This window comes from Afipia dichlorophenoxyacetatis, assembly GCF_055386385.1.
In genome coordinates this window covers 3223475-3240774 of sequence record NZ_AP029250.1, presented here as the reverse complement: position 1 = coordinate 3240774, position 17300 = coordinate 3223475, and the positions used below count along the sequence as shown (strand labels likewise).

General features: G+C 59.6%; 18 protein-coding genes. 7 read left to right on the top strand and 11 right to left on the bottom strand.

Features of this window, described 5'->3' with window-relative positions:
* Window positions 1-103: 103 nt before the first annotated feature.
* Window positions 104-316 (bottom strand): hypothetical protein, encoded by a 213-nt coding sequence (locus ACZ5C3_RS15285; protein ID WP_464044134.1) that lies wholly within the window; start codon window positions 314-316, stop codon window positions 104-106.
* Window positions 317-428: 112 nt separating this feature from the next.
* Here ACZ5C3_RS15285 and ACZ5C3_RS15280 point away from each other — a divergent pair, with 112 nt between their 5' ends.
* Entirely contained in the window at window positions 429-1355 is a 927-nt protein-coding gene (locus ACZ5C3_RS15280; RefSeq protein WP_464030966.1) for a glycine/sarcosine/betaine reductase selenoprotein B family protein, read from the top strand.
* On the opposite strand, the gene ACZ5C3_RS15275 is transcribed toward ACZ5C3_RS15280, so the two are convergent.
* Entirely contained in the window at window positions 1352-1597 is a 246-nt protein-coding gene (locus ACZ5C3_RS15275) for a BrnA antitoxin family protein (protein WP_464030965.1), read from the bottom strand. The two genes, ACZ5C3_RS15280 and ACZ5C3_RS15275, sit on opposite strands and share 4 nt — an antisense overlap.
* Before the next feature lie 16 nt (window positions 1598-1613).
* Window positions 1614-2591 carry a cysteine synthase A gene (gene cysK / locus ACZ5C3_RS15270; RefSeq protein ID WP_464030963.1) on the bottom strand — a complete coding sequence of 326 codons (978 nt, stop codon included), beginning with the start codon at window positions 2589-2591 and terminating at the stop codon, window positions 1614-1616.
* A 234-nt stretch (window positions 2592-2825) separates the two neighbouring features.
* Between cysK and ACZ5C3_RS15265 the strand changes: the two genes are divergently transcribed.
* Entirely contained in the window at window positions 2826-3044 is a 219-nt protein-coding gene (locus ACZ5C3_RS15265) for a hypothetical protein (RefSeq protein ID WP_464030961.1), read from the top strand.
* Between the two features lie 103 nt (window positions 3045-3147).
* Here ACZ5C3_RS15265 and tgt read toward each other — a convergent pair whose 3' ends face one another.
* From tgt to coaD, 6 genes are all read right to left on the bottom strand, one after another.
* Window positions 3148-4284: a tRNA guanosine(34) transglycosylase Tgt gene (gene tgt / locus ACZ5C3_RS15260; protein WP_464030960.1), complete on the bottom strand. Its 1137-nt coding sequence runs from the start codon at window positions 4282-4284 to the stop codon at window positions 3148-3150.
* A 15-nt stretch (window positions 4285-4299) separates the two neighbouring features.
* Window positions 4300-5376 (bottom strand): tRNA preQ1(34) S-adenosylmethionine ribosyltransferase-isomerase QueA, encoded by a 1077-nt coding sequence (queA, locus tag ACZ5C3_RS15255; protein ID WP_464030958.1) that lies wholly within the window; start codon window positions 5374-5376, stop codon window positions 4300-4302.
* Window positions 5377-5444: 68 nt separating this feature from the next.
* A complete protein-coding gene (locus tag ACZ5C3_RS15250) occupies window positions 5445-5915 on the bottom strand; it encodes a peptidylprolyl isomerase (RefSeq protein ID WP_464030956.1) in 471 nt (156 codons plus the stop codon).
* Window positions 5888-6334: a hypothetical protein gene (locus ACZ5C3_RS15245; protein ID WP_464030954.1), complete on the bottom strand. Its 447-nt coding sequence runs from the start codon at window positions 6332-6334 to the stop codon at window positions 5888-5890. The genes ACZ5C3_RS15250 and ACZ5C3_RS15245 overlap by 28 nt, the downstream gene beginning before the upstream one ends.
* A gap of 24 nt (window positions 6335-6358) precedes the next feature.
* Window positions 6359-6901, bottom strand: a complete 543-nt coding sequence (locus ACZ5C3_RS15240; RefSeq protein WP_464030952.1) for a peptidylprolyl isomerase — start codon at window positions 6899-6901, stop codon at window positions 6359-6361.
* 21 nt (window positions 6902-6922) lie between these two features.
* Entirely contained in the window at window positions 6923-7420 is a 498-nt protein-coding gene (coaD, locus tag ACZ5C3_RS15235; protein WP_464030951.1) for a pantetheine-phosphate adenylyltransferase, read from the bottom strand.
* Between the two features lie 327 nt (window positions 7421-7747).
* Between coaD and ACZ5C3_RS15230 the strand changes: the two genes are divergently transcribed.
* The gene (locus ACZ5C3_RS15230) at window positions 7748-8020 is read left to right on the top strand and encodes a hypothetical protein (protein ID WP_464030949.1); all 273 of its coding nucleotides are present in this window, start codon (window positions 7748-7750) and stop codon (window positions 8018-8020) included.
* Between the two features lie 32 nt (window positions 8021-8052).
* On the opposite strand, the gene gyrA is transcribed toward ACZ5C3_RS15230, so the two are convergent.
* Complete coding sequence (gene gyrA / locus ACZ5C3_RS15225; RefSeq protein ID WP_464030947.1) at window positions 8053-10773, bottom strand: DNA gyrase subunit A; 2721 nt, start codon at window positions 10771-10773, stop codon at window positions 8053-8055.
* Between the two features lie 245 nt (window positions 10774-11018).
* Between gyrA and ACZ5C3_RS15220 the strand changes: the two genes are divergently transcribed.
* Both ACZ5C3_RS15220 and ACZ5C3_RS15215 read left to right on the top strand, forming a co-directional pair.
* Window positions 11019-11645: a MarC family protein gene (locus tag ACZ5C3_RS15220; protein WP_464030945.1), complete on the top strand. Its 627-nt coding sequence runs from the start codon at window positions 11019-11021 to the stop codon at window positions 11643-11645.
* A 141-nt stretch (window positions 11646-11786) separates the two neighbouring features.
* Window positions 11787-12143 carry a hypothetical protein gene (locus ACZ5C3_RS15215; RefSeq protein ID WP_464030943.1) on the top strand — a complete coding sequence of 119 codons (357 nt, stop codon included), beginning with the start codon at window positions 11787-11789 and terminating at the stop codon, window positions 12141-12143.
* A gap of 149 nt (window positions 12144-12292) precedes the next feature.
* Here the strand turns inward: ACZ5C3_RS15215 and ACZ5C3_RS15210 are convergent, their stop codons facing one another.
* Window positions 12293-12775 carry a single-stranded DNA-binding protein gene (locus tag ACZ5C3_RS15210; RefSeq protein ID WP_464030941.1) on the bottom strand — a complete coding sequence of 161 codons (483 nt, stop codon included), beginning with the start codon at window positions 12773-12775 and terminating at the stop codon, window positions 12293-12295.
* A 477-nt stretch (window positions 12776-13252) separates the two neighbouring features.
* On the opposite strand from ACZ5C3_RS15210, the gene ACZ5C3_RS15205 reads away from it, so the two are divergent.
* Entirely contained in the window at window positions 13253-13975 is a 723-nt protein-coding gene (locus tag ACZ5C3_RS15205) for an outer membrane protein (protein WP_464030940.1), read from the top strand.
* A 273-nt stretch (window positions 13976-14248) separates the two neighbouring features.
* Window positions 14249-17239 (top strand): excinuclease ABC subunit UvrA, encoded by a 2991-nt coding sequence (gene uvrA / locus ACZ5C3_RS15200; protein ID WP_464030938.1) that lies wholly within the window; start codon window positions 14249-14251, stop codon window positions 17237-17239.
* Window positions 17240-17300 lie beyond the last annotated feature (61 nt).

Here is a 17300-nt window from a genome sequence, read left to right as displayed (position 1 = left end):
AGTAAGCTCGATCAAAATATAACGAGCAATGAGTCATGAATGCTTACGCATCCACCTTATATGACGGTGACGATTACGATGTGCACTTTCTTTCGCGCTCTGTTTACTTCGTCTTCAACCTGTCCGCCTGCTCCTTGATCTCATCCTCGCTGAGATCGTTACGGACGGAGGCGAGATCGCCATCATTCGCGATATCGACACGGAACGGCGCATCACGTGTGGGGTCGGTTGAACGCTTTCTTTTCGGAGTCGTTGCTTTCTTAGCGGGCTTGCTGCCGCCCCCCTCAACGCGTCCGTTTTGCTTCTTTTGTGTCATGCCCTCAGCTTTCCTCCCGCGACGCAGATCAGCTCTGCCATTATCCATTGAATATGGCCGGGGTGAAGGGCATCTGTTAGCTGTGAAGCGGTAAATTCCCGGGAGAGACGCGATGACGGACGGACCTGCGCATGAGGTTAATGTGGCGGATTACGATGTCCCGATCCCCTACATGCAGCGGACGCGCAACTACTATCTGGCCATCGGCTACGACACGCCCTATCGCTGGGCGCATAACATCGACGCCCCATTCCAGCCGCTGAAGAAGCCCCTCGCGCAATCCCGCGTCGCCATCATCACCACGGCCGCCCGCTTCGATCCCACCAAAGGCGATCAAGGCCCGGGCGCGGCGTATAACGGCAGCGCAAAATTCTATCAGGTGTACGACGGCGACACCGCGCAGCAGCATGACCTGCGCATCTCCCACATCGCTTACGACCGTGCCCACACGACCGCGACGGATATGGGCACCTGGTTTCCGCTGCCGCAATTGCATCGCCTTGCCCGCGAAGGCCGCATCGGCTCCATTGCACCGCGCTTCTTCGGCGCGCCCACCAACCGCAGCCATCGCGTGACTGTGGAGACCGATGCGCCGGAGATCCTTGCGCGCTGCAAGGCCGACGGTGTCGATGCTGCTGTGCTGGTGCCGAACTGCCCGGTTTGCCACCAGACGACGGCTCTGATCGCGAGGCATTTGGAGGCGAACGGTATCTCGACGGTCGTCATGGGCTGCGCCAAGGATATCGTTGAGCACGCCGGCGCACCGCGCTTTCTGTTCAGTGATTTTCCGTTGGGCAATTCGGCGGGCAAGCCTCACGACGTTGCGTCGCAGGCTTTCACATTCGAGCTGGCGCTGAAGGTGCTCGAAAGTGCACCGGCCGCGCGGACCACGGTCCAGTCGCCGCTGCGCTGGAGCGACGACGCCTCATGGAAACTCGATTACAACAACGTCGATCGCATGGCGCCGGAAGAGCTGTCGCGCCGCCGCCGGGATTTCGAGGCCCAGAAGGAGGCCGCCCGCGCCAATCGTGTCGCTTAGTCCGCCAATCCAGCGGCTTTTCGCAGGGCCGCATTCATGCGGTCCTGCCAGCCCGGCCCATCTTCCTGGAAGCGTTCGAGCACGTCCTGATCGATCCGCAGCGACACCAGTTCTTTCACACCGGGAATGGCTGCTTTTTGCGGAACAGGCTCCGCCTTCTTGGTGGTGATCGATTTGAAGACCGCTTCGGCTTCCGTCTTCGCGTCACTCAGAGTCCGGGGCCGGCGTGGAGGTGATGCCATCATCAAATTCCTTGGGTCAGATCCCTTCAAACAGGGCGGTCGAGAGATAGCGCTCCGCGAACGACGGCACGACAGCGAGAATGACTTTGCCGGCATTCTCCGGCCGCTTGCCGAGTTCAAGCGCGGCCGCAATCGCCGCGCCGGAGGAAATGCCGCCGGGAATACCTTCCAGCCGCGCCAGCGCGTGCGAGGTTTCAATGGCTGTGGCGCTATTGACCTTCACAATCTCGTCGATCACCGAACGGTCGAGAATGTCCGGCACAAAGCCGGCGCCGATGCCCTGAATTTTATGCGGTGTATGCTGGCCGCCGGACAGCACCGGGCTTTCCTCCGGCTCGACGGCGACAACTCGCAAGGACGGCTTGCGCGGTTTCAACACCTGCCCGACACCGGTAATGGTCCCGCCAGTACCGACCCCTGCCACGAAGATATCAAGGTTGCCCTTGGTGTCGTTCCAGATTTCTTCAGCCGTGGTGCGGCGATGCACCTCCGGGTTCGCAAGGTTCTTGAACTGCTGCGGCATCACCGAATTGGGCGTGTTGCGGATCAATTCCTCAGCGGTGGCGATTGCGCCCTTCATGCCCTGGGCGGCGGGTGTGAGGACGATCTCGGCGCCAAGGAAGGCCAGCATCTTGCGCCGCTCGATCGACATCGATTCGGGCATCACCAGTTTCAGCCTGTAACCGCGTGACGCTGCGACGAACGCAAGGGCGATACCGGTATTTCCCGACGTCGGCTCGATCAGCACGGTATCTGGATTAATCACGCCGGCCTTCTCCATGGCGATGATCATCGCCGCACCGATGCGATCCTTCACGCTGGCCGCCGGATTGAAATATTCCAGTTTGGCGAGAATTGTCGCTTTCACCCCGTGCTGCTCCGGAAGCCTGCGCAGACGAACGATCGGCGTATCGCCGAATGCATCAACAATACTGTCGTAGACGCGGCCGCGGCCAGCGTTGTGCGCAGCATCAGTGCCTGAGCGTGTGTCCATGGTGGTACTCCGGGAGCTATGCGTGAACGGTAAAGCAGCGCGAAACGAAAGACACTTCCGCCATTAAGATGCGTCGGTACTTTCATGCAAGAGGCAATCACAGCGCAGTGAACCCGTTGCGCTGCAAAACAAAAAGATCACAGGAAGTATCTCAAAAGGAACGTATTTGTGTTGCCCCATGTTCAAACTTCTCGCGTATCGTACCACCTGTCTCCGAACTCCAAGGGGGTCACGATGTCAGCAATCGCTGAAATTCTGTCGACCAATTCGTCCCTGACGTCATTGCGTCCGAGCGATAAGCCCATTTGCGTGATTTGCTCGGATACCTTGGTCGCGGCGGAAGCTTCGGTCCTGCTTGCTGACAACGAAGTAAGCTATCTCTGGACCTGCGATACTTGCGGCTGCGGTTTCGTCACCAAGCACCTGGCGACAAAACCTTTCGCCTGCATCTGATCGCAACGCGCCCGATTACTCGAAACATCGCAGCTGAAATTCGCTGAAGCTCTTCGTTCACAAACTGGATGAGCTGTCTTCGGAAGTAACGTTGCACCGCACATCAAGCGAGCGGAGCAATATCTCCCCGTGCCCACCCCTCGCGTGTGCTGGCGCGGAAATCATCGAACTTGCCGGCGGCAATGGCGGCGCGGGCGCCCTGCATCAGGTGCTGGTAGTAGGCGATGTTAACCTCGGACAGCAGCATCGCGCCGAGCGCCTCTTCCGATTTCACGAGATGATGCAAATAGGCACGCGAATAAGTTCGCGTGGAGGGCCAGGAGCTTTGCTCGTCAAGCGGCCTTGGATCATTGGCGTGCCGGGCGTTGCGCAGGTTGATGACGCCGTGGCGGGTGAAGACGTGGCCATGACGGCCATTCCGCGTCGGCATGACGCAATCGAACATGTCGATACCACGCGCCACTGCTTGCAGAAGGTCATCGGGCGTACCTACGCCCATCAGGTAACGCGGACGGTCCTGCGGCAGGATCGGCGCGACCTCCTCGATCATCGCCAGCATGACCTCCTGCGGCTCGCCGACCGCAAGTCCGCCAATGGCATAACCATGAAAGCCCATGTCGATCAGCGCACGGGCACTTTCGCGCCGCAGGTCGGGAATGTCGCCACCCTGCCCGATCCCGAACAGCATGTAGCCATCGGGCGCGGTATCGAAGGCACGCTTGCAGCGCTCCGCCCAGCGAAGCGACAGATGCATAGCGCGCTCGATATCGGCGCGCTCGGCGGGCAGCCGCACGCATTCATCAAGCTGCATGGCAATGTCCGACCCGAGCAGCCGCTGCACCTCGATAGCGCGCTCAGGCGAGAGCTCGATCTTTGCGCCGTCAATGTGAGAGCTGAACGTCACCGCGTGCTCGGTTACCTTCCGCAGCTTGGCCAGCGACATCACCTGGAAACCACCGGAGTCGGTGAGCATCGGGCCGTTCCAGGTGGTAAATTTCTGCAGACCGCCCAATGCTGCGATGCGCTCGGCAGTTGGCCGGAGCATCAGGTGATAGGTATTGCCGAGCACGATATCCGCACCCGTGTCGCGAATATCGCGCCAGTGAATGCCCTTCATCGCGCCGGCGGTGCCGACCGGCATGAAGGCCGGCGTCCGAACAACGCCATGCGGCGTGGTCAGCTCGCCCGTGCGTGCTTCACCGTCCCGGCCCAGAAGTTTGAAATGATTGGCGACTGTCATCTGCGGCGTTATGGGTCAGCTCGGCGCGCGAAACAACAGGCACGCGTCGCCATAGGAATAAAAGCGATAGCCGTTCGTAATGGCATGCGCATAGGCCTGCTGCATGGTGTCGAGGCCGCTGAAGGCCGAGACCAGCATGAACAGTGTCGAGCGTGGCAAATGAAAATTCGTCATCATCACGTCGACCGCCTTGAAACGGTAGCCTGGCGTGATGAAGATCGCGGTGTCGTTCGTGAAGGGCTGAATGGTGCCATCCTCAGCTGCGGCGCTTTCCAAGAGCCGCAGCGAGGTCGACCCAACTGCCACGATACGTCCACCTTTGGCGCGCGCCGCGTTGAGTGCATCCGCGGTCTCTGCTGACACAGTGCCCCATTCGGCATGCATGCGGTGCTCGGCGGTATCGTCCGCCTTCACCGGCAGGAAGGTCCCGGCACCGACATGCAGCGTCACGCGATTGAGGCCGATGCCGTGCGCCTTGAGGGCGGCTTCGAGATCCGGCGTGAAATGCAAGCCAGCCGTGGGAGCTGCAACGGCGCCCTCGTTCGCGGCAAACATGGTTTGATAATCGCTCGTGTCGCGATCATCGGGCGTCCGGCGCGACGCGATATAAGGCGGCAGCGGCGGTGTGCCGACATCCGCAATAGCCTGATCCAGCACCGGACCGTGAAACGAAAACGACAGCACGATCTCGCCGTTGTCACCCTTCTGCTCGACCTGCGCGTCGAGATTACCGAGCAGGCAGACACGCCCCTCGTTGCCAAAGCGCACTACGTCTCCGACCGACAGCTTCCGCGCCGGCTTCACCAGCGCCTGCCAGCGCGATCCATCGAGCCGCTTGATCAGCGTCGCTTCGATTTTCGGTTCGGTCTCTCGGCCGATCCGTCGGCCGGAAAGCTGCGCCGGGATCACCTTGGTGTCGTTGACCACGATCTGATCGCCGGGCCTGAGAAATTCTGTAAGGTTGCGAACCGTCGTGTCCTGCAAACCTTGGCCGGGGCGCACTACAAGCATGCGCGCGGCGTCGCGCGGGCTCGCGGGCCGCAGCGCGATGCTGGTTTCGGGCAGGTCGAAATCGAACAGATCGGTACGCATGGTGGCTCAAATGTCGATGGCCGGGACATGCCCGGCCATCCGCGATCGAATAGAGATTAGTATCCCGATCAAGCGGCTTCGTCAGCAGCCATATAGGCCTTAACGATCTTGTCCGGATTCTGGACCGGCTCGCCGCGCTTGATCTTGTCGACGTTGTCCATGCCGTCGGTCACGTTGCCCCACGCGGTGTACTGACGGTCCAGGAAGCGGGCATCGTCGAAGCAGATGAAGAACTGGCTGTCGCCGGAATCCGGGTTGGCAGCGCGTGCCATCGACACGGTGCCACGCACGTGCGGCTCCTCGTTGAACTCGGCCTTCAACTTCTGGCCTGAACCGCCCATGCCGGTGCCTTCCGGGCAACCGGTCTGCGCCATGAAGCCGTCGATGACGCGATGGAAGACGATGTCGTCGTAGAAGCCATCACGCACCAATTCCTTGATGCGGGCAACATGGCCCGGCGCAAGGTCAGGACGCATTTCGATGGTCACGGGGCCCTGGGTGGTTTCGAGGATCAAAGTATTTTCGGTGGTCTCAGCCATGCCTGTCTCTCTGTCGGTTTGGGTTTACGTCTGCGGTCGTCGAACCGCACGGTGAATGGGCGTCCAGCTACTGCATTGCCAAGGCCATCGCTAAAAGGCATCGGCGTGCAGGCCTGCAGTGTGTTCATCACGGCAATCCGGTACTGGAGCCGGTCGTCATCGGTCGCATCAGGAGATTCATAGGTAATCCGAGGGTGACCAAGGATCTCGCCATTGCGCGTGAAGCTGACGAGCACCGTGACCTGCATTCCAGGATGCGAAGGCGACAATCTGGGAGGTTTCCAGCACTGTTTCAGCTTCGCGAAAATCTCCTGAAGGGTGTTGGCCTGGGCTTCTTCGGCACGCGCCTGGGTGCCCGTCGTCAGGACTGATATGGCGAGCAATGCCGCGAAAACAACTATAATTCGCTTTCGCAGCATCGCCGCCTCGTGAATGGTGGTGTCCTACTTGATGTCGGACGCGACCTGCACCTTGATCATCTTGTCCGGGTCTTGAACCGGCTCGCCGCGCTTGATCTTGTCGACGACATCCATCCCCGAGACGACCTCACCGACCACGGTGTACTTGCCGTTCAGGAACGAACCCTCAGCGAACATAATAAAGAACTGCGAATTGGCCGAATTAGGGTCGCCAGCGCGGGCCATGCCGACAATGCCGCGCTTGAACGGCACGTTGGAGAATTCAGCTTGCAAGTTCGGATACTTGGAACCACCTGTGCCGTTAAAGCGCTGGCCATCGCCAGTTTGTGCCATGAACCCTTCGATCACGCGATGGAACGGCACGTTGTTGTAGTAGCCATCACGCGCAAGCTGCTTGATGCGCTCGGCGTGTTGGGGAGCAAGGTCGGGACGCAGCTTGATGACGACACGACCTTTGTTGGTGTCGATCACGATGGCGTTGTTCTTATCGAGGCCGGCGGGCAGCGCCTGCGAAAATGCGGGCGAAGCAAGAACGAGGGCCGCGAAAACAGCGAGAATGCGGATCATGGAAACTCCGAGGAAGGCTGACTATCCAGCGAATTTGGTCTTGAGGCGTGTTGCCACGGCCTTGGGCACGAAGGGAGAGATGTCGCCGCCCATGCTAGCGATCTGCCGCACCAGTGTGGCGGTGATCGGGCGGACGGTGGTGGAGGCAGGGATGAAAACCGTATGGACCTCGGGTGCCATCGTCTGGTTCATTCCTGCGATCTGCATTTCGTAATCGAGGTCGGTGCCGTCGCGCAGGCCGCGGATCAGAATGGTCGCGCCAACCCGCTGGGCAGCAGTCACGGTCAGGTCACCGAAGGTGACGCACTCGATCTTGCAGCCAACCTTGGCAGCGATGGGCGCAAACACCTCCATCACCATCTCAAGCCGTTCTTCCGTCGAGAAAAGCGGCGCTTTGCCGGGATGGATGCCGATGGCCACGACGAGGCGGTCCACCAGGCCGCAGGCCTGCCGCACGACATCCAGATGACCGTTGGTAACGGGATCGAACGACCCCGGATAGAATGCAACTCGGGACATGCTCCGTCCTACCCTGCCCGGCGAACGCCCGCAAGCGCGCATAGTTCCCGCCCAGTCCGCAAAGTCCGGCAGTTATATTTTTAAGGACTTGTGAACCTTTCGGCCCGCTTCCGCGTCTCCTTGGCAAGCAGGCTAGTGTGGTGGTTCAGAAGTTCGCTCGATCTTTCCTGCGAGTCCTTCCAGCGAACTTCTGAACCTAAACCACACTAGAATCATAAGCTTCCTAGTGTCCTCTCGAATCCAAAGTTCGCTACGGAGCTCTCTGCGCGATTAAGCGAACTTTGGATTCGGGACACTAGCCAAGGCCACAGGGACAGGGACACCACCATGATCAAAGCGATTTCGGCGATCGTTGCCGCGGCAGCGATTGCAGCAGCCATTACCTTTGCGCCGGGCCTCGCTCCTGAAGTGGAAGCAGGCCAAACGACCGAAGCCAGCCAAACCACCATTGCCAAAGCTGAGGCGCCCGCCCCAGCCGTCGTACTGCCTGACACGGGTTGTGCCGCCCAGTCCTGGCCCCACATCGACGCGGCATGTCTGCGCGGCAGCGGTAACACTGCAATCCAACCTGTGCGTGTGATCACCACGGACCGGCGGTAAGGCCGGCGCATTCTCGGCCGAAGAACGGCGGATTAACCGCCGTTCCCGTTTCCGTTCTCAGTCTCTTCAGTAATGTGTTCGACCGACACCACGTGCTCGTCGTCGGCGGTGTCGAACACGATCACACCCTGCGTCGAACGGCCAGCGATGCGGATGTCCTCCACCGGGCAGCGGATGAGCTGGCCCTTGTCGGTCACCAGCATGATCTGGTCGCTGTCTTCCACTGGGAAGGATGCCACCAGTTTGCCATTGCGGTTGTTGACCGACATCGCGACGATGCCTTTACCGCCGCGGCCAGTGGTGCGGTATTCGTAAGACGACGAGCGCTTGCCATATCCGTTTTCGGAGACAGTCAGCACGAACTGCTCGGCGGCCGACATCTCGACATAGCGCTGCTCGCCGAGCTCGATTGCGCCGGTGGCTTCCTCCTGATCCGGAGCCACTTCTTCTTCTGCACCGCCACGACGCACCGCATTGGCACGGCGCAGATAGGCAGCGCGCTCATCGGCATTGACGTCCATGTGGCGCAAGATCGTCAGCGAGATCAGCTTGTCGCCTTCGCTCAGCGCGATGCCACGAACGCCCATCGAGGTGCGGCCGGTGAATACGCGCACATCGGTGACCGGGAAGCGGATGCACTGTCCGCCTCCAGCGGTCAGCAGCACATCGTCGTTCTCGGTGGCGATCTGCACGTCAACGATCGCCTCGCCCTCATCGAGTTTCATGGCAATGATGCCGGAACGACGAACATCGACGAAATCGGACAGCTTGTTACGCCGGACGTTGCCGCCGGTGGTGGCGAACATCACGTCGAGGTTGGCCCACGACGATTCATCCTCGGGCAGCGGCATAATGGTGGTGATGCGCTCACCCTGCTCCAGCGGCAGGATGTTGATCAGCGCCTTGCCGCGCGAGTTCGGAGCTGACACCGGCAGACGCCAGACCTTTTCTTTGTAGACCTGGCCGCGTGAGGAGAAGAACAGCACCGGCGTATGGGTCGACGCAACGAACAGGCGGCTGACGAAGTCCTCATCGCGCGTCTGCATACCCGAGCGGCCCTTGCCGCCACGCCTCTGCGAGCGATAGGTGGAGAGCGGCACACGCTTCACATAACCGGCGTGCGACACGGTCACGACCATATCCTCACGCTGGATCAGGTCTTCGTCCTCGACCTCGCCTTCCTGATCGATGATCACGGTCCGGCGTGGCGTGGCGAACTCGTCCTTCACAGCGGTGAGTTCGTCCTTGACGATTCCCTGGATGCGCGCACGCGAACGCAAAATGTCGAGGTAGTCGGCGATCTCGGTGGCAAGCTTGTCGAGTTCGTCGGAAATTTCTTCACGACCAAGTGCGGTGAGGCGCTGCAAGCGCAGATCGAGGATCGCTTTTGCCTGCTCCAGCGACAGCCGTGCGGTGCCATCGGGGGACAGCTTATGACGCGGATCGTCGATCAAAGTGATCATCGTCGCGACATCTTGAGCAGGCCAGTCGCGCGACATAAGAGTATCACGCGCGGTAGCTGGATCAGGCGAAGTCCGGATGACGCGAATGACTTCATCGATATTGGCAACCGCAATCGCCAAGCCGACCAAAATGTGCGCGCGATCACGCGCCTTGTTGAGCAGGAACTTGGTCCGCCGCGAAACCACGTTTTCGCGGAACGTAACAAAGATCGTCAGCAGATCTTTCAGGTTCATCACCAGTGGACGGCCAGCGTCCAGCGCCACCATGTTGGCGCCGAAGCTCGTCTGCAGAGGCGTGAACTTATAGAGCTGGTTCAGCACAACATCCGGAACGGCATCGCGCTTCAGTTCGACCACGACGCGATAGCCATCGCGATCGGACTCGTCGCGCAGGTCCGCAATGCCTTCGATCCTCTTTTCGCGCACCAGTTCTGCGATGCGCTCGACCATGCTGGCCTTGTTTACCTGATACGGGATTTCGGAGACGACGATCGCCTCACGGTCCTTACGGATCGTCTCGATCGTCACCTTTCCGCGCATCACGATGGAGCCACGGCCGAGGTGATAGGCCGAGCGAATGCCCTGACGGCCGAGGATAATGCCGCCGGTCGGGAAATCCGGCCCCGGAATGATATTGATGAGATCATCGATGCTGAGCGCTGGATCGTTGATCAGCGCGATACATGCGTCGATTACCTCACCCAGATTGTGAGGAGGAATATTGGTCGCCATGCCGACCGCGATGCCGCCCGCACCGTTGACCAGCAAATTCGGGAACTTCGCCGGCAGAACCTTCGGCTCGCGCTCGGAGCTGTCGTAGTTCGGCTGGAAGTCAACAGTGTCCTTGTCGATGTCATCGAGCAGCGAATGCGCGACCTTCTGCAGGCGCGCTTCGGTGTAACGCATGGCCGCCGCCATATCGCCGTCGACCGAGCCGAAATTGCCCTGCCCGTCGATCAGCGGCACGCGCATGGAAAAGTCCTGCGCCATGCGCACCATTGCGTCGTACACCGACTGGTCGCCGTGGGGATGGTATTTACCGATCACGTCGCCGACGGTTCGCGCGGACTTGCGATACGGCTTGTTCCACTCAAACCCGTTTTCATACATCGCATAGAGAATGCGGCGGTGAACGGGCTTCAGACCGTCACGCGCATCCGGCAACGCACGCGCCACGATCACGCTCATCGCGTAATCGAGGTAGGAGCGCTTCATCTCATCCGTGATTGAAACGGGACGGATATCGTTCGTCTCGGTGGGACCGGACGGCGGATCTTGCGGGTCAGCCAAAATGCGAATCCTGAGTGCGAAATTGCTACCGCTATATAGGCGAATTCATTCGGCAAAGCCAACCGCAGCAGCACTCAAAAACGACCAGAAAAACGCCACACTTTCAGCGGGTTACGAGGGCGAAAAACCCGCCTTTGGATGCCCGTTCTGGCTGCGGCAAAACACGCGTTTAGCGCGTGATTCCTTTCCTTGCGATATAGTTCGCCGGCTCGCCAAAAGCCTTCTGAAAAGGCAGAAAGATCGCCGTGCTTGACTACGCTTTGACTGCCTTCGTGACATTGATCGTGGTCGTCGATCCGGTTGGGATCGTCCCAGCCTTTCTGTCTGCAACGCACGGTCTTCCTGCCGAAGCCCGTAAAGGCGTTGGCTTACGCGCTGCCGTGATTGCAGCCGTCATTCTTGCGGGAACTGCACTGGTTGGGAACTGGCTGCTCGATCGCTTGGGTATCGGTCTGCCCGCCTTCCGGATTTCGGGAGGCATTTTGCTGTTCGTGGTTGCCTTTGAAATGGTGTTGGGGACGCGCCCGGCGCGCGAAGTGCGCGAAGCGGAACAGGCCATCGAAGAGAAAGTCCGCGATATCGCGGCATTTCCTGTCGCCACGCCATTGATCGCGGGTCCGGGTGCGATCACCGCCACACTGCTGCTGGCGGGACGAACCGGAAATGATCCGCTGATGTTGGCTGCTCTAATTGCCATCATCGCCATTGTGGCGGTGCTGTGCGCGGCTGCTTTCGCCTTTGCGGGACGCGTGGCGAAGCTGCTCGGGATTACCGGGAACGTCGTGCTCTCACGGTTGCTTGGCGTAGTGCTCGCAGCACTGGCAGTACAGTTCGTGATTGACGGAGCCCGGACCGCATTTGGCCAGGGCTAGCGGATCTCGCTGCCGCGTCCTCGATAAAGAGTGCACATTGTGATCACATCTTTCATTGAATGACCGCATCAGCACCAGTCCCTCACCACCTTTCGACGATACCACGCGTGTTCCGTACCCCGATCTTGAAAGGTATCGATCATGCGAATGCTTACAACAGTCGCCACCGGCACATTACTCGTGTTCGGCGTACCAGCGCTGGCACAGGCCCCTGCTAAACAGCCTCCCGCGCAGTCTCAGGCACAATCTCAAACACAGCCGACAATTCGCAACGTTCAGGTGGTGGACGTCAAGGACTTGTCACCGGAAGTGCGCTCGCAGGTTGACGCGCTTGTGTCGCGGACGAGCGACGAGGACTTGAAGTCACTGCGAACATCGATTGATGCATCGCCTGCGATTTCGTCTGCGCTGAAAGCCAAAGGTGTCACCTCAGCCCAAGTTGTCGCGATCAACATCGACGAGAAAGGCACGCTGACAATGTTCACCAAGGCGGCGTGACTGTAGGCCTGTCCTGGCAGATATTTTTGCCGAAGATCGCCGCGCATTCGAGGTGAGTTTCGCGCCGTTATTCCCGCTGCGACCAATATCCAAAAAGAAAACGGGTGTCCCTCGCTTGGGACACCCGCAGAAATGCTCGTCCTGAACAATCAGAACGGAATGTCATCGTTCATGTCGTCGTTGCGGCCGCCTGCAGCCACCCGGCGCGGAGGCGCTGAACGCGGCCCCGACGATCCGAAATCGCCGCCACCTTCTTCAGGCGCAAACGAGCCGCCGCCTGCTCGCCCATCAAGCATGGTCAGGGTCGAATTGAAGTTCTGAAGGACGACTTCCGTCGAATAGCGGTCCTTGCCGTCCTTGTCCTGCCATTTGCGGGTCTGCAACTGACCCTCGAGATAAACCTTGGCCCCCTTCTTCAAATATTGCTCTGCAATCTTGCAGAGCCCTTCGTTGAAGATCACGACCCGGTGCCATTCCGTCTTCTCTTTGCGCTCGCCAGTCGCACGGTCCCGCCAGGTTTCCGATGTCGCAATGCTCAGGTTGGCGATGGGGCGTCCATCCTGCGTGCGCTTGATTTCAGGATCGGCGCCAAGGTTGCCAACCAGGATTACTTTATTGACGCTTCCCGCCATGATCGATCTCCACTCTGGCGCTCCAATGCGCCCTCTACTTATGTCGTCGGGCCCCGACCTCAAATGCCGGACGCCGTGTCTGGGCTGACCCTATACGTTCTGGTCCTCCCGACGACGCCCACTGTGCGGTTATCCACCGCATCCGGCTGAGCCGGAGGCACTGTCAACACAGTATGTACTCTATTTGTTCCTAGGCAAGCCCTTACCTCCACTGGAACTCATTGAATATCTGACAATTTTACGAATGCGGCCCCGGAATGTGTCGAAAGCGTGATCGAAACGTGGAGTGAAAAGTTGAAAAGTTCCAAACAATTCCTTGCGTTAGAAGGAATGACTTCCCCATCGAGTGTTGCTTTTGGGAGACGGCATTTTTGGCAGAAGCCAGTATATTCCCCTCATGGAATCGCAATGCCACTGCGTTCGCTTTCAAGAAAAACTGCTTCAGACAAATGAAGCAGGCATAACTGGAGAATTGAAATGAAGAAGTTTCTGCTCGGCACCGTAGCACTCGTTGCTTTCGGTACCGCATCGGCGTTCGCGGCTGACCTGCCGGCTCGCACCTACACCAAGGCTCCTGCTTACGCTCCGGCACCTGTCTACAACTGGTCGGGCATCTACGTCGGCGGTCACATCGGCGCTGCATTCGGTGGTGACGACAGCTTCTCGTCGAACATCCTCGGCATCACCGGCTCGAACCGCGACGCAGCGTTCCTCGGCGGTGGTCAGATCGGTGCTGACTATCAGTTCGCTCCGAACTGGGTTGTCGGTGTTGAAGGCCAGATCAGCGGCCTGTCGAACAGCGACCGCAACTTCTCGAACGGAGTCGATTCGCTTCGTGATCGTTCCGACTGGCTCGCTTCGGTCACCGGTCGCCTCGGCTACACCTGGGGTCCCGGCATGATCTACGCTAAGGGCGGTGTCGCATTCCGTGACGACAAGAGCCTCGAAGCAACTGCTGGCTTCCTGCCGGCCGTGACCGATCGCAAGGACACCGGCTACACAGTCGGCGGCGGTTTCGAGTACATGTTCGCTCCGGCTTGGTCGGCGAAGGTTGAGTACCAGTACTACAACTTCGACACCACCAACGTTGTGGTCGCCGGTGGTCCCGCTTTCGTCAGCTACAAGGACGACCTGCACACTGTGAAGGTTGGCGTGAACTATCACTTCAACTGGGCCGGCCCGGTCGTCGCGAAGTATTGATCTTCGCCTGACCTGAGCTTCTCAGGGAATTGCGGAAAAGCCGGCTCTTCGAGCCGGCTTTTTTGTTTCGTGCGCCGATGAGGCGACATTGAACGGAACTCCATCCCCGGAACCGAATCAAACGGTTGATGGCGCGACGTGGGGACTGGAAATCTCCAACCGTTCTTCCTATGTTCCGAGCATTGAAATCTGGCCGAGCAACTGGTGACAGTCTCTCCGCGTTTCCGGGGATGACGTTCTGTTTGCGCCCGGCGCGTCACCGGAAACGATTCCATGGATGAAGTAGTGAAGGCGAGCCGCAAGTCGACTGCTGCAGCATCAAGTCTGCGCGCGATTACGATCCGCGGTGCCCGCGAACATAATCTCAAGAACGTTGATCTCGAAATTCCGCGTGACAAGCTCGTGGTGTTCACTGGCTTGTCGGGATCGGGCAAATCCTCGCTGGCGTTCGACACGATCTACGCCGAGGGACAACGGCGCTACGTTGAATCGCTATCGGCTTATGCTCGTCAATTCCTCGAGATGATGCAGAAGCCGGACGTCGATCAAATCGACGGGCTGTCGCCGGCCATCTCTATCGAGCAGAAGACAACCTCGAAAAATCCTCGCTCCACCGTCGGCACCGTCACAGAGATTTATGATTACATGCGCCTCTTGTGGGCGCGCGTCGGCAATCCTTATTCGCCGGCAACGGGCCTGCCGATCGAAAGCCAGATCGTTTCGCAAATGGTCGATCGCGTGCTCGCGCTGCCGGAAGGCGCCCGCCTCTATCTGCTGGCCCCCGTCGTGCGCGGCCGCAAGGGCGAATATAAAAAGGAGCTGGCAGAGTACCTGAAGAAGGGCTTCCAACGCGTCAAGATCGATGGGAAGTTCTATGAACTCGCCGATGCGCCGACCCTCGATAAGAAATTCCCGCACGACATCGATGTCGTAGTCGACCGCATTGTTGTGCGTCCTGACATGGGGCAGCGCCTGGCGGAATCGTTCGAAACCGCGCTGAAGCTGGCAGAAGGCCTTGCCGTGGTCGAATTCGCGGATGCGCCTGCTGCCGCAAGTGACACCGCAGCCGACAAGAAGCCTGAAAAGAAGACGGCGAAGATCCACGACAAGAGCGGGCCCGAGCGCATCCTGTTCTCGGAGAAGTTCGCCTGCCCGGTTTCCGGCTTTACGATCCCCGAGATCGAGCCGCGGCTTTTCTCGTTCAACAATCCTTATGGTGCCTGCCCGAAGTGCGGCGGCCTCGGTGTCGAGCAGCACATCGACGCTGATCTGGTCATTCCCGACAAGGAGCAGACGCTGCGCAAGGGAGCGATTGCGCCATGGGCGAAGTCGTCCTCCCCTTATTACATCCAGACGTTGCAGGCGCTCGGCAAGTTCTACAAGTTCACGCTTGATACCAAGTGGAAGGATCTGCCGAAGAAAACGCAGAGCGCGATCCTGTTTGGCTCAGGCGATGAAGAGATCAAGTTTTCGTACGAGGACGGCGTCCGGTCGTACGACACAAAGAAGCCGTTCGAAGGCGTCGTCACCAATATCGAACGCCGCTTCCGCGAGACCGAAAGCGAGTGGGCGCGCGAAGAGCTTGGCAAGTATTTTAGCGACATCCCGTGCGAGGCCTGTCACGGCCACCGCCTGAAGCCCGAGGCGCTTTGCGTCAAGATCGGCGGCAAGCATATCGGCGAGATTTCAGAACTCTCCGTTCTTCGCGCGGGCGAGTGGTTCGAGTCCGTCCCCAAGACGCTGAACAAGCAGCAGAACGAAATTGCAGTGCGGATTTTAAAGGAGATCCGTGAGCGGCTGTCGTTCCTGCTCGACGTCGGCTTGAACTATCTGACGCTGTCCCGCTCGTCCGGCACCCTGTCCGGCGGTGAGAGCCAGCGCATCCGCCTCGCGTCGCAGATCGGCTCCGGTCTGACGGGCGTGCTGTACGTGCTCGACGAGCCGTCGATCGGCCTGCATCAGCGCGACAATGCCCGCCTGCTCGATACGCTGCGGCGGTTGCGCGATCTCGGCAATACGGTGATCGTCGTTGAGCATGATGAAGATGCCATCGAGACCGCAGATTATGTCGTGGACGTGGGTCCCGGCGCGGGCGTCAACGGCGGCAGCATTATCGCCCAGGGGACACCGGAGCAAATCAAGTCGAACCCAAAGTCGCTGACCGGCAAATATCTGACCGGCGAGCTGTCTGTGCCGATCGAAGAACGGCGACCGCCGAACCATCGGCGGACCCTCAAGGTGATCAACGCACGCGGCAACAATCTCAAGAATGTGTCTGCCGAGATTCCTCTCGGACTATTCACCTGCGTCACTGGCGTCTCAGGCGGGGGCAAGTCCACGCTGCTGATCGACACGTTGTACAAGGCGATCGCGCGCAAGCTCAACAATGCGTCGGAAGGCCCTGCTCCACATGACCGCATCGAGGGGCTGGAGCATATCGACAAGATTATCGACATCGACCAGTCACCGATCGGCCGCACGCCTCGCTCGAACCCGGCGACCTATACCGGCGCCTTCACGCCGATCCGCGAGTGGTTTGCGGGTCTGCCGGAATCCAAGGCGCGCGGTTATGAGCCGGGCCGCTTCTCGTTCAACGTCAAAGGCGGTCGTTGCGAAGCCTGCCAAGGCGACGGCCTGATCAAGATCGAGATGCACTTCCTGCCGGATGTCTACGTCACCTGCGACACCTGCAAGGGCAAGCGCTACAACCGCGAGACGCTGGAAGTCCTGTTCAAGGGCAAGAGCATCGCCGACGTCCTCGACATGACGGTCGATGAAGCAGCCGACTTCTTTAAGGCCGTGCCTCGTGTGCGGGAGACCTTCAAGACGCTCCAACGCGTCGGCCTTGGCTACATCCACGTTGGCCAGCAGGCGACGACATTGTCCGGCGGTGAAGCACAACGCGTGAAGCTCGCAAAGGAATTGAGCAAGCGCGCCACCGGCCGCACGCTCTACATTCTCGACGAGCCGACCACGGGACTTCATTTCCACGATGTCGCCAAACTTCTTGAAGTGCTCCACGAACTGGTGTCGCAGGGCAACAGCGTGGTGGTGATCGAGCACAACCTCGAAGTCATCAAGACGGCGGACTGGGTGATTGATCTTGGTCCGGAAGGCGGCGATGGCGGCGGCGAAATTGTTGCCTGGGGACCGCCGGAAGACATCATCAAGGCGCCGCGCAGTTACACAGGTAAATTCCTCGCGCCGGTCCTAGCGAAGGCAGGAAAACCGAAGAAACGGCCGACGAAAGAGGCGGCGGAATAATTTAGCCACCGGTCCAATCCCGGGCCGGCGGCTTTCTTATGCGACGGTCAAAAAGCGCTGA

What these genes read in the sequence shown, in the direction of transcription:
- ACZ5C3_RS15275 (WP_464030965.1), bottom strand. Translation starts at nt 1,597, where the DNA reads ATGGCATCACCTCCACGCCGGCCCCGGACTCTGAGTGACGCGAAGACG.
- tgt (WP_464030960.1), bottom strand. Translation starts at nt 4,284, where the DNA reads ATGACAGTCGCCAATCATTTCAAACTTCTGGGCCGGGACGGTGAAGCA.
- ACZ5C3_RS15280 (WP_464030966.1), top strand. Translation starts at nt 429, where the DNA reads ATGACGGACGGACCTGCGCATGAGGTTAATGTGGCGGATTACGATGTC.
- ACZ5C3_RS15250 (WP_464030956.1), bottom strand. Translation starts at nt 5,915, where the DNA reads ATGGCTGAGACCACCGAAAATACTTTGATCCTCGAAACCACCCAGGGC.
- ACZ5C3_RS15245 (WP_464030954.1), bottom strand. Translation starts at nt 6,334, where the DNA reads ATGCTGCGAAAGCGAATTATAGTTGTTTTCGCGGCATTGCTCGCCATA.
- ACZ5C3_RS15265 (WP_464030961.1), top strand. Translation starts at nt 2,826, where the DNA reads ATGTCAGCAATCGCTGAAATTCTGTCGACCAATTCGTCCCTGACGTCA.
- uvrA (WP_464030938.1), top strand. Translation starts at nt 14,249, where the DNA reads ATGGATGAAGTAGTGAAGGCGAGCCGCAAGTCGACTGCTGCAGCATCA.
- cysK (WP_464030963.1), bottom strand. Translation starts at nt 2,591, where the DNA reads ATGGACACACGCTCAGGCACTGATGCTGCGCACAACGCTGGCCGCGGC.
- ACZ5C3_RS15285 (WP_464044134.1), bottom strand. Translation starts at nt 316, where the DNA reads ATGACACAAAAGAAGCAAAACGGACGCGTTGAGGGGGGCGGCAGCAAG.
- ACZ5C3_RS15205 (WP_464030940.1), top strand. Translation starts at nt 13,253, where the DNA reads ATGAAGAAGTTTCTGCTCGGCACCGTAGCACTCGTTGCTTTCGGTACC.
- ACZ5C3_RS15240 (WP_464030952.1), bottom strand. Translation starts at nt 6,901, where the DNA reads ATGATCCGCATTCTCGCTGTTTTCGCGGCCCTCGTTCTTGCTTCGCCC.
- ACZ5C3_RS15210 (WP_464030941.1), bottom strand. Translation starts at nt 12,775, where the DNA reads ATGGCGGGAAGCGTCAATAAAGTAATCCTGGTTGGCAACCTTGGCGCC.
- coaD (WP_464030951.1), bottom strand. Translation starts at nt 7,420, where the DNA reads ATGTCCCGAGTTGCATTCTATCCGGGGTCGTTCGATCCCGTTACCAAC.
- queA (WP_464030958.1), bottom strand. Translation starts at nt 5,376, where the DNA reads ATGCGTACCGATCTGTTCGATTTCGACCTGCCCGAAACCAGCATCGCG.
- ACZ5C3_RS15215 (WP_464030943.1), top strand. Translation starts at nt 11,787, where the DNA reads ATGCGAATGCTTACAACAGTCGCCACCGGCACATTACTCGTGTTCGGC.
- ACZ5C3_RS15230 (WP_464030949.1), top strand. Translation starts at nt 7,748, where the DNA reads ATGATCAAAGCGATTTCGGCGATCGTTGCCGCGGCAGCGATTGCAGCA.